Source organism: Vitreoscilla filiformis (genome assembly GCF_002222655.1).
Taxonomy (GTDB): Bacteria; Pseudomonadota; Gammaproteobacteria; order Burkholderiales; family Burkholderiaceae_C; genus Ideonella; species Ideonella filiformis.
In genome coordinates this window covers 2,872,712-2,887,597 of sequence record NZ_CP022423.1, presented here as the reverse complement: position 1 = coordinate 2,887,597, position 14,886 = coordinate 2,872,712, and the positions used below count along the sequence as shown (strand labels likewise).

The 14,886-nt window shown below is 66.1% G+C and carries 14 protein-coding genes; 13 read left to right on the top strand and 1 reads right to left on the bottom strand.

The features are described from left to right. The first annotated feature begins 13 nt into the window (after window positions 1-13). Together VITFI_RS18245 and VITFI_RS13630 are read left to right on the top strand one after the other, a co-directional pair. Complete coding sequence (locus tag VITFI_RS18245; protein WP_198301486.1) at window positions 14-310, top strand: hypothetical protein; 297 nt, start codon at window positions 14-16, stop codon at window positions 308-310. 163 nt (window positions 311-473) lie between these two features. Continuing rightward, complete coding sequence (locus VITFI_RS13630) at window positions 474-2,495, top strand: ATP-dependent DNA helicase (protein ID WP_089417430.1); 2,022 nt, start codon at window positions 474-476, stop codon at window positions 2,493-2,495. Here the strand turns inward: VITFI_RS13630 and VITFI_RS13625 are convergent. Next, the gene (locus VITFI_RS13625) at window positions 2,458-3,264 is read right to left on the bottom strand and encodes an outer membrane protein assembly factor BamD (RefSeq protein ID WP_198301485.1); all 807 of its coding nucleotides are present in this window, start codon (window positions 3,262-3,264) and stop codon (window positions 2,458-2,460) included. The genes VITFI_RS13630 and VITFI_RS13625 overlap by 38 nt on opposite strands. Before the next feature lie 55 nt (window positions 3,265-3,319). On the opposite strand from VITFI_RS13625, the gene VITFI_RS13620 reads away from it, so the two are divergent. From VITFI_RS13620 to VITFI_RS13570, 11 genes are all read left to right on the top strand, one after another. Beyond that, window positions 3,320-4,300, top strand: a complete 981-nt coding sequence (locus tag VITFI_RS13620) for an RluA family pseudouridine synthase (protein ID WP_198301484.1) — start codon at window positions 3,320-3,322, stop codon at window positions 4,298-4,300. Window positions 4,301-4,577: 277 nt separating this feature from the next. Continuing rightward, window positions 4,578-5,165 carry an SMC-Scp complex subunit ScpB gene (gene scpB, locus VITFI_RS13615; RefSeq protein ID WP_089418165.1) on the top strand — a complete coding sequence of 196 codons (588 nt, stop codon included), beginning with the start codon at window positions 4,578-4,580 and terminating at the stop codon, window positions 5,163-5,165. Beyond that, complete coding sequence (locus VITFI_RS13610; protein WP_089417427.1) at window positions 5,162-7,027, top strand: pseudouridine synthase; 1,866 nt, start codon at window positions 5,162-5,164, stop codon at window positions 7,025-7,027. Before scpB ends, VITFI_RS13610 begins: the two co-directional genes overlap by 4 nt. A 108-nt stretch (window positions 7,028-7,135) precedes the next feature. Then, entirely contained in the window at window positions 7,136-7,561 is a 426-nt protein-coding gene (ndk, locus tag VITFI_RS13605) for a nucleoside-diphosphate kinase (RefSeq protein ID WP_089418164.1), read from the top strand. Window positions 7,562-7,635: 74 nt separating this feature from the next. Beyond that, entirely contained in the window at window positions 7,636-8,775 is a 1,140-nt protein-coding gene (rlmN, locus tag VITFI_RS13600; protein ID WP_089417426.1) for a 23S rRNA (adenine(2503)-C(2))-methyltransferase RlmN, read from the top strand. Continuing rightward, window positions 8,768-9,568 carry a type IV pilus biogenesis/stability protein PilW gene (gene pilW, locus VITFI_RS13595; RefSeq protein ID WP_157725691.1) on the top strand — a complete coding sequence of 267 codons (801 nt, stop codon included), beginning with the start codon at window positions 8,768-8,770 and terminating at the stop codon, window positions 9,566-9,568. The genes rlmN and pilW overlap by 8 nt, the downstream gene beginning before the upstream one ends. Then, complete coding sequence (locus VITFI_RS13590; RefSeq protein WP_089417424.1) at window positions 9,558-10,412, top strand: helix-turn-helix domain-containing protein; 855 nt, start codon at window positions 9,558-9,560, stop codon at window positions 10,410-10,412. Before pilW ends, VITFI_RS13590 begins: the two co-directional genes overlap by 11 nt. A 70-nt stretch (window positions 10,413-10,482) precedes the next feature. Continuing rightward, entirely contained in the window at window positions 10,483-11,712 is a 1,230-nt protein-coding gene (ispG, locus tag VITFI_RS13585) for a flavodoxin-dependent (E)-4-hydroxy-3-methylbut-2-enyl-diphosphate synthase (protein ID WP_198301768.1), read from the top strand. A 15-nt stretch (window positions 11,713-11,727) separates the two neighbouring features. Continuing rightward, window positions 11,728-13,011 carry a histidine--tRNA ligase gene (gene hisS / locus VITFI_RS13580; RefSeq protein WP_089417422.1) on the top strand — a complete coding sequence of 428 codons (1,284 nt, stop codon included), beginning with the start codon at window positions 11,728-11,730 and terminating at the stop codon, window positions 13,009-13,011. Between the two features lie 63 nt (window positions 13,012-13,074). After that, the gene (locus VITFI_RS13575; protein WP_089417421.1) at window positions 13,075-13,749 is read left to right on the top strand and encodes a YfgM family protein; all 675 of its coding nucleotides are present in this window, start codon (window positions 13,075-13,077) and stop codon (window positions 13,747-13,749) included. Then, the gene (locus tag VITFI_RS13570; RefSeq protein ID WP_089417420.1) at window positions 13,746-14,882 is read left to right on the top strand and encodes a PQQ-binding-like beta-propeller repeat protein; all 1,137 of its coding nucleotides are present in this window, start codon (window positions 13,746-13,748) and stop codon (window positions 14,880-14,882) included. Before VITFI_RS13575 ends, VITFI_RS13570 begins: the two co-directional genes overlap by 4 nt. Window positions 14,883-14,886: the final 4 nt, after the last annotated feature.

The following is a 14,886-nucleotide window of genomic DNA, read 5'->3' as shown; positions in this document are numbered from 1 at the left end:
GCGAATCCCCCGCATGCACCGTGTACGCACTGTGCGGTTGGGCAAAATCAAATACGCCGCAATCGTGCTGTGCGGCTCCTCCTCGGACGCAATCGCCGTCAGCTTGATCATCAAGTGTGCTTCCAGCACCAGCCGCCGCAACATCGCCTCCGGGTTCTCTCCCGTCGGACTGAAGCGCTCGAACGTCTGCTGCGCCGTCAGCATCACCTGGTTGGAGGCCGTGCGTCCCCCACTCTTACCCCCCATCCCATCCGCCACGATGCCCAGCACGCAGCCGACCACACGCGGGTGGGCCAGAATCGCCACCTGATCTTGTTGGTAGTCCCGGTCGCCCTTGTGCAGACCTGTTGAAGCGGAAAGGCGGAAGGCGTAAGAAGTGTTGCTCATGTGTTGCAATATAAACTCTGCGGCCTCAACGGCCTTACAAGTTCCCCGTCAAGTCGGCAATCCCTTGTTTGATGAATGGGTGGCGGATGTCTGATTTGGCCCAGCATGTCGAGCTGACCTTCGCGCCCCACGGCCCTTTGGCCCGCGCCCAAGCCGGCTACCACCCACGCGAACCTCAGTTGCAATTGGCCCAGGCCGTCGCCCAAGCCATTGAGGATAAAACCACCCTCGTGGCCGAAGCTGGCACCGGCGTGGGCAAAACCTTCGCTTACCTCGTGCCCGTGCTGCTGGCTGGCCGCCGTGCGCTCGTCAGCACCGCCACCAAGAACCTGCAAGACCAACTGTTTTCTCGCGATCTGCCGCGCTTGCGCGAGGCCCTGGGCCAGCCGGCGGTTGTCGCGCTGCTCAAGGGGCGGGGCAGTTACTTGTGTCGTCACCGGATGTTACAAGCTCGGCACGACGCGCTGTTGCCCGATCCGTCCGCCGTGCGCACCCTGGCCCGCATCGAACAATGGGCCCATGCCACCTCCACCGGGGACATGGGCGACATCGACGGCCTGGATGAACGCTCCGAAGTGCTCGGCCTCGTCACCTCCACGCGGGAAAACTGCCTGGGCAGCGAGTGCCCTGAGTACCAAGCGTGCCACGTCATGAAAGCCCGGCGCGAGGCCATGGCGGCGGACATCGTCGTCGTCAACCACCACCTGTTTTTCGCCGACTTGGCGCTGCGCGACAGCGGTGTGGCCGAGTTGTTGCCCAGCGTCGAAGTGGCGGTGTTCGACGAAGCCCATCAGATGGTTGAAGCGGGCGTGCAGTTCCTGGGCCGGGCCATTGGCTCCGGCCAGTTGCTGGACTTGGCGCACGATTTGCTGTCCGCCGGCCTGCAACACGCCAAGGGCCTGGCGCCGTGGCAAGACATCGCCACCGCCCTCGACACCACCGCCCGCGAGCTGCGCCTGCAACTGGCGGGCGATTTCCGCGAAGTGCGCACCACCCTCAAACAGCCCTGGGAGGACGTGGCCAGCGCCGGTCGGCTCGACCCTCTGCTGGAACGCTGTGCCGAGCGCCTGCTGCTGGCTGCCGAGGCCCTGGCCGCCCACGCAGGCGCCGCGCCCGATCTGGGGCGCTTGGCCGAACGCGCCCGCGAGCTGGCCATGCTGGCGGGGCGCTTCCAGATGCCGGTGGCGGCGGACAAAGTGCGCTGGCTTGAAATTTCACCGCATCAAGTGCGTTTGGTGGAGTCCCCGCTGGACATCCGCGCCATCCTCACCGAACAGCGTGCCAACGGGGCGCGGGCGTGGGTGTTCACCTCCGCCACCCTGGGCGATGACGAGGGGTTGAGCTGGTTTTCCGAGTCGTGCGGCTTGGAGGAGGCGCGCAAGCTGCGCGTGGGCAGCCCCTTCGATTACGCCCGCAACGCCCGGGTGTATGTGCCGCCACGTTTCCCGTCGCCGCAGGCCCCCGAGCACCCGACCCAAGTCGGGCGGGCCGCTGCCCACTGCGCGGCGGCCCTGGGCGGACGCACCTTTGTGCTGACCACCACGCTGCGCGCCCTGCGCATCGTGGCGCAGGCGCTGGAGACGGAACTCGCGGCGCTGGGCCGGCCACTGACGGTGTTGGTGCAAGGCACCATGGCCAAGGGCAGTTTGTTGGAGCGTTTCCGCAGCACGCCCAGCGTGCTGGTGGGCTCCCAAAGCTTTTGGGAAGGCGTGGACGTGCCCGGCGACGCGCTGCAATGCGTGATGATCGACAAGCTGCCTTTTCCGCCGCCGAACGATCCGCTGGTGGAAGCGCGTGTGCGCCAGCTCAAGGCGCAGGGGCGCAATGCATTCGAGGCTTACTTTGTGGCCGAGGCGGCGGTGGCGCTCAAACAAGGTGCCGGGCGATTGATCCGCACCGAAACCGACCAGGGGTTGCTGGTGATCTGCGATACGCGGTTGCTGTCCGCCCGCTACGGGCGACGTTTGTTGGCCGCCCTGCCGCCGATGAGCACGCTGGACAACGGCGAGCAAGCCCTGGGTTGGCTGCGCAGCTTGCAGGCGCCCCCGGCCCCCGCCCGCGCAGCCGATCTCACCACACCTGCCACCAGCGCTTCTGACGCTGCTTGACGCCGGTTTTCAGGTGCTCGCTGTCGGGGAAGTTTTGGCGCAGGATGCGCTGCGTGTCGTCGCGCAGTGCGACCATGCCGAGTTCGTCGTAGGCTTGCACCATGATGAACAGCGCTTCCTCGTTGGCAGGGGTCTGAGGGTAGATCGTGAGGCACTCGGTGGCGCGGTTGATCGCCGCTTGGTGTGCGCCGCGCCGCAGGTAGTAACGGGCGACGTTGACCTCGTAGTCCGCCAGCATGTTGACGATGTAGTCCATGCGCAGGCGCGCATCTGGGGCGTACTTCGATTCGGGGAACTGATCCACCAACTGCTTGAAGGACTGGTAAGCCTCACGCGAGGCTTGCTGATCCCGCTCCGCCATGGTCTGGCCGGACAGTTTGCTGAACAAACCCGTGTCATCGTTGAAGTTGATCACCCCGCGCAGGTACAGCGCGTAATCCAAGCCCACGCTGGACGGGTGGAACTTCACGAAGCGATCCAGGATGGTCAGCGCACGGGCTTTTTCTCCGTTTTTCCACTGGGCATAAGCCATGTCCAGTTGCGCCTGCTGGGCCAGCAGGCTGCCGCCGGCGCGGCTTTCTATGCGTTCCAGTGGCCGAATGGCCGCTGCCCAGTTACCAGACGCCATTTGTTCTTTGGCATCTGCATACAATTCTTCGGCTGTGCCCTTGAGATCATCGTCGGGCAAAGAACCGCAAGCGCTCAACAGCGCCAGCAGACAGACAGCCAGGGTGCGCCGCACGGCGCCAGAGAGCATCGGTTCGATCATGTGGACGAGCCGGCCTCGTCGAACCGGCAGACGGGCCCCAGGGCCGCAAAAAAGAATGTCAAACGATTATATGGGTCGGGTTTCGCCCCCGACCGACGCCGATCTGGACGCCGAGGTTCAAGCCGACGTCCACACCTTCACCGTTCCCTCGCAGGCCCACGCCCAGCGGCTGGACAAGTGGCTGGCCCAGTGCGTGCCGCAGTATTCGCGCTCGCACCTGCAAGGCTTGGTGGAGGCTGGGCATGTGCTGCTGGATGGCCAAGCCGTGGCGTCGTCCCGCAAACTCAAAGCCGGGCAGACACTGCGCGTTCATCTGGTGCCCCCACCCGAGCAACTGGCGTTTCAACCCGAACCCATGGCACTGGATGTGGTGTTCGAGGACGCGCATGTGCTGGTGATCCACAAGCCCGCTGGGTTGGTGGTGCATCCGGCGGCTGGCAACTGGCGCGGCACTTTGCTCAATGGCTTGCTGGCGCGTGACCCGGCTGCGGCGCAGTTGCCGCGTGCCGGCATCATCCACCGGTTGGACAAGGACACCTCCGGCCTGATGGTGGTGGGCCGCACCCTGGCGGCGGTGACGTCGCTGGTGAGGGACATGGCCGAGCGCACCATCCGCCGTCGCTATTTGGCCCTGGTGCATGGCGAATTCGCCTCACCGACCGCCACGTTCGACGAGCCCATCGGCCGCGATCCGGACACCCGAGTGCGCATGGCGGTTCACCCCAGCGGCAAACCGGCGCGCACCGATGTCACCCGCGTGGCGGTGCAGGCGGGGGTGAGTGCGGTGCGCTGTGCGCTGCACACCGGGCGCACCCACCAGATTCGGGTGCATTTGTCCCACCATGGCCATCCATTGGTGGCCGATGCGGTGTACGGCGGCAAACCGCTGCTGGGCATGCAGCGCCAGGCTTTGCACGCGGTGGAGTTGGGGTTGGCGCATCCGGTGACGCGGGCGCCGCTGTCCTTCCACGCCACACCGCCGGCGGACTTTCTCGCCGCTTGGCAACACGTTGCGGGGGAGATCCCACCCGTGTGAGCCCGCGATGGGGTGGGGCGTACTACAATCGACGCCACGTCACGGCGCTGGCCTGCGGGGTGGTTGCAAAGTCCCCGACCAGCGCGTCACGGAGCACCGCGCGCCACCTGGGCACTTTCGCCCCATCGCTTCGCTGCCCTGACCCAACGCGCGATTTTCCTTCGCCACCCCGTGTGGCACCCACTTTTCCCTGAGCCTGCGGGCTCTTGCTGGCCGTCAGCTCGCCCGAGTGCGGGCCCGTCGGCCCCTGCTGCATGGTGCAGCCGATACCGATTCGATGAACACTCAGGAAGCCAAGCGCATTCTGGAAACTGCCCTGATCTGTGCGCCCGAGCCTTTACCGGTGCGGCGCCTGCGGGCCCTGTTTGACGATGCGCTCAATGCCGACACCCTGCGCAGCTTGCTCGACGAGCTGGCGCGGGACTGGGCGGGCCGTGGGGTCGAATTGGTGTCGGTCGCGTCGGGTTGGCGCTTCCAGAGCCGGCCGGAGATGCACCGCTACCTGGAGCGTCTGAACCCAGACAAGCCCCCGCGTTACTCACGCGCCGTGTTGGAGACCTTGGCCATCATTGCCTACCGCCAACCCGTGACGCGTGGTGACATCGAAGAAATTCGCGGCGTCACTGTCGCCACGCCGATCATCAAGCAGTTGGAAGATCGGCAGTGGATCGAGGTGATCGGCCACCGGGACGGCCCTGGCCGTCCGGCGCTGTACGCCACGACGCGCCAGTTTCTCGACGACCTGGGGCTGCGCAGTCTGGATCAACTGCCCGAACTGCTGGCCGCCGAAGGTGCCGAGTCACCCGCGCCAGCCCCCCTTGCTCAGATTCCCCTGATTCCTGTCCCCAGCGAGCCTACGCCATGAACCCGGACACCCCCGACACCTCTGCCGCCCCCGACGCGGCCCCTTCCTCCACTGCGGCTGCCGAGGCCCCGGTGGCCCGCAAGCGTGCCCCGCGTGTGCGCAAAACCGCTGTGACCCCGGTGGCCGCTGAAGCGGATGCCCCCGTGGCCGATGCCGTGGCCCCCGCCGCCGCGCCCGACGTGAGCACCCCGGCAGCGGAAGAAACCGCTCCGGCCCCCAAGCGCCCCCGTGCGCCGCGCAAGCCGCGTGCCCGGGCCGCTGATGCCGCCCCGGTGGCCGTGGTCGAGGTCACGCCCCAGCCGGTTTCCGTGGAGGTGCTTGCTGAGGTCGTGCCGGACACCGTTGCGCCACAGGAAACGCCTGCGGCGGTGAATGAAACGGTGGCGGCGGAGGTTGCTCCTTCTGTTGCTGAAGCGCCGGCCTCGGTGCCCGTGGGCGTGCAGGATGTGTTCGCCAGCGTGTTGGCCGGTGAATTCGATGGTGCCGAAGACGGCGCTGGCGATGACCATCCGGTCGAAGCCGCCGTGGCCGACAAGCGGGTGTTGCTGCCCGATGTGGACGCGCCCAAGCTGCACAAAGTCCTCGCTCAGTCCGGCATTGGCTCGCGTCGGGACATGGAGCAGGCCATCGAAGAAGGGCGGGTGACGGTCAACGGGGAAAAGGCCCACACGGGGATGCGCGTTTCGTTTGGCGATCGGGTGGCGCTGGATGGCAAGCCGGTGCGCATTCGCATCGCCCCGCCGCCGCCTCGGGTCATTGCGTACCACAAGCCGGTCGGCGAGGTGGTGACGCTGGACGACCCGCAGCAGCGCCCGACGGTGTTCCGCAAGCTGCCGCGCCTGATGCAAGGCAAGTGGCAATCGGTGGGCCGTCTGGACATGAACACCGAAGGCCTGTTGCTGTTCACCACGTCGGGCGATCTGGCCAACAAACTGATGCACCCGCGTTTCGGTGTGGAACGCGAGTACGCCGTGCGCGTGCTGGGCAGTTTGGAGAAGGAAGCGCGTGAGCGTTTGCTGCAAGGGGTGGAGATCGAGGGTCAAGCGGCGGCGTTCAAGTCCATTGAAGACGGCGGCGGCGAAGGCGTGAACCGCTGGTATCGCGTCGTCATCACCGAAGGTCGCAACCGCGAAGTGCGCAAGCTGTTTGACACGGTGGGGTTGACGGTGAGCCGCCTGATCCGCATCCGCTACGGCTGCGTGGTGTTGCCGCGTGGTTTGAAGCGCGGTGCGTGGGTCGATTTGGGTGAGGACGACACCAAGGCCCTGCGCCTGCTCACCGGCCAAGAGCGCCCGGAACGTGCCGAGCGTGACGAAGGCCGTGGCGGTGCGCGCAACAACCGGGGGTCGCGTCGCGACGACGCTCGCCCACCGCGTACCGAACGGGCCGAGCGCCCGGAACGGGCGGAGCGTTCGGAGCGTCTGGCCGAAGGCAACGTGCGCCCCGACCGCGCTGAACGTGCCGACCGTGCCGACGGCCACAAGCCCGCCCGCAAGGACAAACCCGTGCGCCGCGAGCGCAACGACAACGCCCCGCGTGAGCACGGCGATCCGTCGCGCATTCCCAACCCGCTGCAACAAACGTTCGACCGGCGTGCCGTGCAAGAGCGTCGCCCGCGCCGCAACGAAGACGATTTGGAGAACGGCCCCATCCCCAACCCGCTGGAACAAACCTACGACAAGCGTTTTGTGCAAGGCAACAAGGGCTTGCTGGGTGGTAAGGGCAGCCGGGGCGGCAACAAGGGGGGGGCGCGCCAACCCGACCCGATGCAAACCTCGGTCGGTTACCTTGGCGGGGATGCCTTCGTGCGCAAGCTCCAGGGCCGCAACGGCGGTGGCGGTGGCCGGCGCGGTGGGCGCTGATCGCCCCTGTTGACACCGGGTTAACAACCACCGCCCGCTAGAATTCGCAGTTTTGTCCCAGGCGCGCCACCGATGCGCGCCCGTTTTGAACCACAAGGAAGCCTGACCATGGCCATCGAACGCACCCTCTCGATCATCAAGCCCGACGCCGTTGCCAAGAACGTCATCGGCCAAATCTACGCCCGTTTCGAAGGCGCTGGCCTGAAGATCGCTGCCGCCAAGCTGGTGCACCTGTCGCGCGGCGAAGCCGAGCAGTTCTACGCCGTTCACAAGGCCCGCCCGTTCTTCAAGGATCTGGTGGACTTCATGATCTCCGGCCCGGTGATGATCCAGTGCCTGGAAGGCGAAAACGCCATCCTGAAGAACCGCGAACTGATGGGCGCCACCGACCCGAAGAAGGCCGAGCCGGGCACCATCCGCGCTGACTTCGCTGAGTCGATCGACGCCAACGCCGTTCACGGCTCGGACGCTCCGGAAACCGCCGCTGTGGAAGTGGCGTTCTTCTTCCCGGGCATGAACGTCTACTCGCGCTGATCGCCGGCCCCACGCCGACGTGATGCGCGCCAGACCGGGTCAAAGTGAAACACAGCGTTGCAGGAGCTGCCTCCATGATCAATCTGCTTGACTTCGACTTGCCCGGCCTGGCCGCTTACTGCGAAACCCTGGGTGAAAAGCGCTTCCGCGCCACCCAGTTGTTCCGCTGGATCCATCAAAAAGGCGCGGCCGATTTTGCGGCCATGACCGATTTGGCCAAGTCGCTGCGCGAGAAGCTGGCGGGCAAGGCCGAGATCCGCGATTTGCCCGTGCTGTCCGAGCATGTCTCGGCGGACGGCACGGTCAAGTGGCTGTTCGATGTGGGCGGCGGCAACGCCGTCGAGAGCGTCTTCATCCCCGAAGACGACCGGGGCACGCTGTGCGTGTCCTCGCAAGCGGGGTGCGCAGTGGGATGTCGGTTCTGTTCGACCGGGCACCAAGGCTTCAGCCGCAACCTCAGCACCGGTGAAATTCTGGCCCAGTTGTGGCACGCCGAGCACAGCCTGCGCCAGCGTTTGGGCACGGGCAGCGAGCGTGTCATCACCAACGTGGTGATGATGGGCATGGGTGAGCCGCTGCAAAACTACAGCGCGTTGATTCCGGCGCTCAAGGTGATGCTGGACGATCACGGCTACGGCCTGTCGCGCCGCCGGGTGACGGTGTCCACTTCGGGCGTGGTGCCGATGATCGAGCGGCTGCGCGAAGATTGCCCGGTGGCCCTGGCCGTGTCGCTGCACGCGCCCGTGGATGCGCTGCGCGACGATCTGGTGCCCATCAATCGCAAGTACCCCATCGCCGAGCTGATGGCCGCCTGTCAAAGTTACCTGCACGCGGCGCCACGCGATTTCATCACCTTCGAATATTGCATGCTGGACGGCGTCAACGACACCGACGCGCACGCCCAAGCCCTGCTGGCGCTGGTGCAAGGCCGTGCTGGAGCGCCGCGTGTGCCATGCAAGTTCAACCTGATTCCATTTAACCCGTTCCCACAATCGGGCCTGAAGCGTTCGCCGCGTGAGCGTGTCACCGCTTTTGCCAAGGTGTTGCAGGACGCGGGTGTGGTCACCACCATCCGCAAAACGCGTGGGGACGACATTGATGCGGCCTGCGGCCAGTTGGCCGGTGAGGTGCAAGATCGCACCCGGGTGGTCGAGCGGTTCAGTCAGCGGGCGCCCTTGCGCATCATGGCTTTGCGGGAGACGGGGCATGCGTGACATCACCTGGGATCGGTTGTGGCAGTTGGGGGGCGTGGTGGCCGTTGTGATGTCGGTGGTGGGTTGCACCAGCACCAACAGCGACGTGCGCACGGCCTCGGATGAGACGTCGATGGATCGGCGGGCCAATGTGCGGCTGGAGTTGGCCACGGCGTATTTTTCGCGTGGGCAGCACACGGTGGCGCTGGACGAAGTCAAGCAGGTGCTGGTGGCGCGGCCTGACGATGCGGTTGCGCTGAACTTGCGCGGGCTGATCTACGCGGCCATGGAGGAACACGGCCTGGCCGAGGAAAGTTTTGCGCGGGCAGTCAGCATGAGCAGTGGCCAAAATGGCGACGTGTTGCACAACTATGGCTGGTACCTCTGCCAGCGCGGTCGGTTCAGTGACGCCCAAGCCCGTTTCGAGCAGGCGGTCATGTTGCCGAGTTACCGCACCGTGGCCCGCACCCGTTTGGCTCAGGGCGTGTGCTTGGCGCGTGACGGACGGCTGTTAGAGGCCGAGGGCACGCTGCACAAGGCGTTCGAGATGGATCCTGGCAATCCGTCCGTCAACCTGAACTTGGCCGAAGTGCTGTACCGCCGTGGCGATTACGATCGTGCGCGGTTTTATGTGCGGAGGGTCAACGCCGTCGAGGAGACGACCAACGCTCAGTCGCTGTGGTTGGCGATCCGGATCGAGCGCCGAGCCCAGCAGTTCACGCAAATGCGTCAGTTTGGCCGCAAGCTGGCGACCCAGTTTGCCACTTCACCGGAAGCCCAGTTGTACGAAAAGGGCCAGTTCGATGACCGATAACACCTCTTCTCCGTCCGGGAGTGCCGTGGACAGCGCGTCAGCGTCCATGCCAGACGCCGCCGGCAAGACCGCTGGCACGCTGCTGCGAGAAGCCCGCTTGGCGTGCGGCATGGACTTGAGCGAATTGGCGCGCATCCTCAAAGTGCCCGAGCGCAAGCTGGAGGCGCTGGAAGCCGATCGGTATGCCGAGTTGCAAAGCATGACGTTTGTGCGTGCGCTGGCGCTGTCGGCGTGCCGGGTGATGCGTGCGGAAGCTGCGCCCGTGCTGGCGCTGTTACCCCAGCAGACCCAGATGGAGGTGCTGGACTCGGCGGCCATGGGCCTCAACCGACCCTTGCAGGAGTTTGGTTCCCGGCGCCTGTGGGGCGGGATGTTGCGTGAGCAGCGGGCGGGTACCTTGATCACCTTGGCGTTCGTGGTGGGGGCGGTGGTGCTTTGGAACCTGCCCAGCGGCTGGGTGGATCAGGTGCGTGCCCGTTTCAGTCAGCCCGCTGCCGCGACGACGGTGGTGGAAGAGCCCGTTTTGGCGCCCGCACCTTCGACCGAGCCCATTGCCAGTGATCGACTGCCCGCCACGGGTGCGTCACCTTGGCCAGCGTCCGGGCCAGCAGCGGCAGGGCTTGCACCGCCAGCGGCGCTGCCGGGGGCGGTGTCGACCGTGCCAGCCGCGTCGGTGGCGCGCAGTGCGTCGTCGGCGTACCGCAGTGCGTCGGGGGCGTGGGTTGGTCGATCGGCGCGGGCGGCTGCGTCGGCGCCTGCACCTGTCAGGCGCACTGAGACGCCGGCTGTGCCGGAGAAGCCTGCGGTGCCAACGCCTGCGCCCGCGCCTGCGGCCTCGCAGTAAAACCCCGTTCTGTTTTCAGAGGTTGTGCATGAATGACGAACTCGGGGGCGCTCAGCCCATCGCCCCGGCCATGCCTTTGCCGCGTCGCAGCCGCCAAGCGCGGGTGGTGTGGGGCGACCGTGTGGTGACAGTGGGGGGCACGGCCCCGGTGCGCGTCCAGTCCATGACCAACACCGATACCGTGGACGCCATCGCCACCGCCATTCAGGTGAAAGAGCTGGCGCAGGCAGGCTCGGAGATGGTGCGCATCACCGTGAACACGCCCGAAGCGGCGGCGGCGGTGCCTTACATCCGCGAGCAACTGGACCGCATGGGCATCGACGTGCCCTTGGTCGGGGACTTCCACTACAACGGCCACCGTTTGCTGACCGAACATCCGGCCTGTGCGGAGGCGCTGTCCAAGTACCGCATCAACCCTGGCAACGTCGGCAAGGGCGATAAGCGCGACAAGCAGTTTGCCCAAATGATCGAAGCGGCGTGCCGCTGGAACAAGCCGGTGCGCATTGGCGTGAACTGGGGCAGCCTCGACCAAGAATTGCTGGCCAGCATGATGGACGCCAACGCCCAGCGCACACAGCCGTGGGCGGGTGCATCGGTGATGTACGAAGCGCTGATCCAGTCGGCGCTCGGTTCGGCGACGCAGGCGGTCGAATTGGGGCTCGATCCGAATCAAATTCTCATCAGTTGCAAAGTCAGCGGCGTGCAGGATTTGATCGCGGTGTACCAAGGCTTGGCGGCGCGTTGCGACTACGCCTTGCACCTGGGCCTGACCGAAGCCGGCATGGCCACCAAAGGCACGGTGGCTTCGACGGCAGCGCTGGCCATCCTGCTGCAACAGGGCATTGGGGACACAATTCGCGTGTCGCTCACGCCGCAGCCGGGCGAGTCGCGCACCCAGGAAGTGGTGGTGGCTTCGGAAATTCTGCAATCGCTGGGTTTGCGCACGTTCAATCCGAGCGTCACCGCGTGCCCCGGCTGTGGCCGCACCACCAGCACGACGTTCCAAGAGCTGGCCAAACAAATCGACGACTTTTTGCGTGCGCAGATGCCGGTGTGGCGCGCACGCTACCCCGGCGTCGAGCAGCTCAAGGTGGCGGTGATGGGGTGCATCGTCAACGGCCCCGGTGAGAGCAAACACGCGGACATCGGCATCAGCCTGCCCGGCACCGGCGAAGCGCCAGCCGCCCCCGTGTTCATCGATGGCCAAAAAGCACTCACGCTGCGCGGTGACGGCATCGCCCGCGAGTTCCAGACCCTGGTTGAACAGTACATCGAGCGCCGGTTTGGCGCGTCGAGTTAAGCATCACGATTTTTCATGGCAGAACAACTCAAAGCCGTCAAAGGCATGAACGACATCCTGCCGCCGGATTCGGCGCGCTGGGAATGGCTCGAAGACGCGGTGCGCCGCGTCATGCGCCGTTACGGTTATCTGAACATCCGCACGCCCATCGTGGAACCGACGCCGTTGTTTGTGCGCGGCTTGGGTGAGGTGACGGACATTGTCGAAAAGGAGATGTACTCCTTTGAAGACCGGTTGAACGGCGATCCGCTGACGTTGCGCCCCGAAGGCACCGCCGGCGTGGTGCGTGCCGTGGCCGAGCATTCGCTGCTGTACGACGGCCCGAAGCGCCTGTTCTACATCGGCCCGATGTTTCGCCACGAACGGCCACAAAAAGGGCGGTATCGCCAGTTTCACCAAGTGGGCGTCGAAGCGCTGGGCTTCGCCGGGCCGGATGTGGACGCCGAAGTCATCCTCATGGCGCGTGCCCTGTGGCGTGAGTTGGGCTTGACCGATGTGCGGTTGGAGTTGAACAGCCTGGGCCAGCCCGAGGAGCGCAAGGCGCACCGTGCGGCGCTGATCGCCCACTTTGAGGCGCACCGCGAGCAGCTCGACGAGGAAGCCCAACGCCGCCTCTACAGCAACCCGCTGCGCATCCTCGACACCAAAAATCCGGCCATGCAAGCCCTGGTGGAAGCGGCGCCCAAGCTGATGGACTTCCTCGGTGAAGCCTCGCTGGCGCACTTCAATGCAGTGCGGGCGGCGCTGGAGGCGGTCGGGCAGCCGTATCGCATCAACCCGCGCCTGGTGCGCGGCATGGACTACTACAACCTCACCGTGTTCGAGTGGGTGACGGATCGCCTGGGCGCGCAAGGCACCGTGTGCGGCGGCGGTCGGTACGACGGGCTGATCGAACAAATCGGCGGCAAACCCGCGCCGGCGGTGGGTTGGGGTTTGGGCATCGAGCGCGTGCTGGCGCTGCTCGAAGGCGCCGGGGTGGCGGTGCCCACGCCCGTGCCGGACGCCTACGCCATCGTGCCCGACGTCGGCGCGTTGCCGCAGGTGATCACCACGGTGGAAGCGCTGCGGGCGCAGGGCGTGTCGGTGCAAATGCACGCGGCGGGGCCGGGCGGGCAGGGCAGTTTCAAATCGCAGTTCAAGAAAGCCGACGCCAGTGGGGCGCGCTACGCCTTGGTGTTTGGCGGCGACGAGCTGGCGCAAGGCCAAGTGACGGTGAAATCGCTGCGCGACGCCAGCATCGCCCAGACGCTGCGCCCGCTGGCCGAGGCCGCCGATTGGGCCGCCAGCCTGCGCGGTTGAGTTCGGCTCGATAATCGTTTTCTCGCCCGGCCACTGGTCGGGCTTTCTGCATACTGAGCACGCATGGCAAGCAATCTCGACCTGCAAGAGCAGGAACAGCTCGACGAGCTGAAAGCCTTCTGGAACCAGTACGGCAACCTCATCACCTGGGTCATCACGCTGGTGCTGGCAGGTTTCGCGGCGTGGAATGGCTGGAACTGGTGGCAGCGTGAGCAAGCCACCAAGGCCACGGCCATGTTCGACGAGCTGGAGCAAGCGGCGCAGGCCAAAGACGTGCCCAAAGTGCAGAAGGTGTTCGGTGATCTGAAAGAGCGTTTCGGCGGCACAGCGGTGGCCGGCCAAGGCGGTCTGTTGGCAGCGCGGGTGCTGGTGGATGGCGGTCAGGCCGATCCGGCACGGGCCGCCCTCGATTGGGTGGCCCAAAACGCGCACGACGAGGGGCATCGCCAAGTGGCGCATCTGCGCTTGGCCGGGCTGCTGCTGGATCAAAAATCCTACGACGACGCGCTCAAGCACCTCGACGCCGTGACGGCCCCCGACTTCACCGCCCTGGCGCAAGATCGGCGCGGCGACGTGTTGCAAGCCCAAGGCAAAACCGCCGAGGCCGTCAAAGCCTGGACGGCGGCCTGGACGGCCTTGCCGGATCGGCTCGAATACCGCCGCGTGATCAAAGCCAAACTGACCGCCCAAGGCGCCGAGCCCCAGCCCGCCAGCGTGACCGTGAAGGAGGCGTCATGACCTCCCGGCGTTGGGGTTCGCGGGCGCTGGGGGCCGCATTCACGGCGCTGGCGTTGCTGGCCGGCTGCTCATCCACCCGGCCCGATCCGACGCCGCTCAAGGCTTACACCCCCGCATTCGCGGCGCGCCAGGTGTGGTCGCTGCGCACCGAGGAGGTTCGTTTTCCGCTGATCCCCGTGATCAAGGGGGATGAGCTCATCGTCGCGGCGTCCAGTGGCATCGTGCGTGGGGTGTCGCTGGATCGGGGCGAGGTCAAATGGTCGCTGGATCTGAAGTCGCCGTTGAGTGCGGCGGTGGGCAGTGGCGACCAGCGTTTGGCCGTGGTCACCCGCGACACCAACCACCTCGTTGTGGTGCAGCAAGGCCGCGAGCTGTGGCGTTCCCCCTTGGTCGGGCGCGTCATGACACCACCGCTGCTGGCTGGCGAGCGCGTGTTCGTGCTCAGCACCGACCGCACCGTGCGGGCGTTTGATGCCGCCGCTGGCCAATTGTTGTGGACGTTCAAGCGCCCGGGCGATCCGTTGGCCCTGCTGCAAACCGGTGTGTTGGTGCCTTATCAGGACACCCTGCTGGTCGGCCAAGGTGCGCGCTTGCTGGGGCTCGACCCGCTCAGCGGCAAGATTCGCTGGGATGTGGCCATGGCCTCGCCACGCGGCACCAACGAAGTCGAACGCCTGGCCGATCTGGTCGGGCCAGCGGTGCGCGATGGCAGCGTGTTCTGCCTGCGCTCCTTCCAAAACACCGTCGGGTGTGTCGATGCCCAAACCACCCGCGTGCAGTGGACGGCCAACAGCACCGGCGGCCAACCCATCGCTGCCGATGCCGAGCTGCTGTTCAGCACCGACGACATGGATCGACTCAGCGCCCACCGGCGCCGCAACGGTACCTTGGCGTGGTCGATCGATGCCTTGCTGTACCGCACGCTGAGCGCCCCGGCCCGCTGGCGGGATGCTGTGGTGGTGGGCGATGGCGAAGGCATCCTGCATGTCTTGGCCCGCGACGATGGCCGCACCTTGCTGCGCCTCAACACCGACGGCTCACCGGTCATCGCCGTGCGCGTGGCCCCCAACGACACCCTGCTGGCCGTGACGCGCCGGGGCGGTGTCTTCGCCTACCGCGTCAACGCCTCCTGATTTT

Bases quoted from the DNA above. Each gene is read 5' to 3' on its own strand.
- VITFI_RS18245 (WP_198301486.1), top strand. From the start codon at position 14: ATGCACCGTGTACGCACTGTGCGGTTGGGCAAAATCAAATACGCCGCA.
- VITFI_RS13630 (WP_089417430.1), top strand. From the start codon at position 474: ATGTCTGATTTGGCCCAGCATGTCGAGCTGACCTTCGCGCCCCACGGC.
- VITFI_RS13625 (WP_198301485.1), bottom strand. From the start codon at position 3,264: ATGATCGAACCGATGCTCTCTGGCGCCGTGCGGCGCACCCTGGCTGTC.
- VITFI_RS13620 (WP_198301484.1), top strand. From the start codon at position 3,320: ATGTCAAACGATTATATGGGTCGGGTTTCGCCCCCGACCGACGCCGAT.
- scpB (WP_089418165.1), top strand. From the start codon at position 4,578: ATGAACACTCAGGAAGCCAAGCGCATTCTGGAAACTGCCCTGATCTGT.
- VITFI_RS13610 (WP_089417427.1), top strand. From the start codon at position 5,162: ATGAACCCGGACACCCCCGACACCTCTGCCGCCCCCGACGCGGCCCCT.
- ndk (WP_089418164.1), top strand. From the start codon at position 7,136: ATGGCCATCGAACGCACCCTCTCGATCATCAAGCCCGACGCCGTTGCC.
- rlmN (WP_089417426.1), top strand. From the start codon at position 7,636: ATGATCAATCTGCTTGACTTCGACTTGCCCGGCCTGGCCGCTTACTGC.
- pilW (WP_157725691.1), top strand. From the start codon at position 8,768: ATGCGTGACATCACCTGGGATCGGTTGTGGCAGTTGGGGGGCGTGGTG.
- VITFI_RS13590 (WP_089417424.1), top strand. From the start codon at position 9,558: ATGACCGATAACACCTCTTCTCCGTCCGGGAGTGCCGTGGACAGCGCG.
- ispG (WP_198301768.1), top strand. From the start codon at position 10,483: ATGCCTTTGCCGCGTCGCAGCCGCCAAGCGCGGGTGGTGTGGGGCGAC.
- hisS (WP_089417422.1), top strand. From the start codon at position 11,728: ATGGCAGAACAACTCAAAGCCGTCAAAGGCATGAACGACATCCTGCCG.
- VITFI_RS13575 (WP_089417421.1), top strand. From the start codon at position 13,075: ATGGCAAGCAATCTCGACCTGCAAGAGCAGGAACAGCTCGACGAGCTG.
- VITFI_RS13570 (WP_089417420.1), top strand. From the start codon at position 13,746: ATGACCTCCCGGCGTTGGGGTTCGCGGGCGCTGGGGGCCGCATTCACG.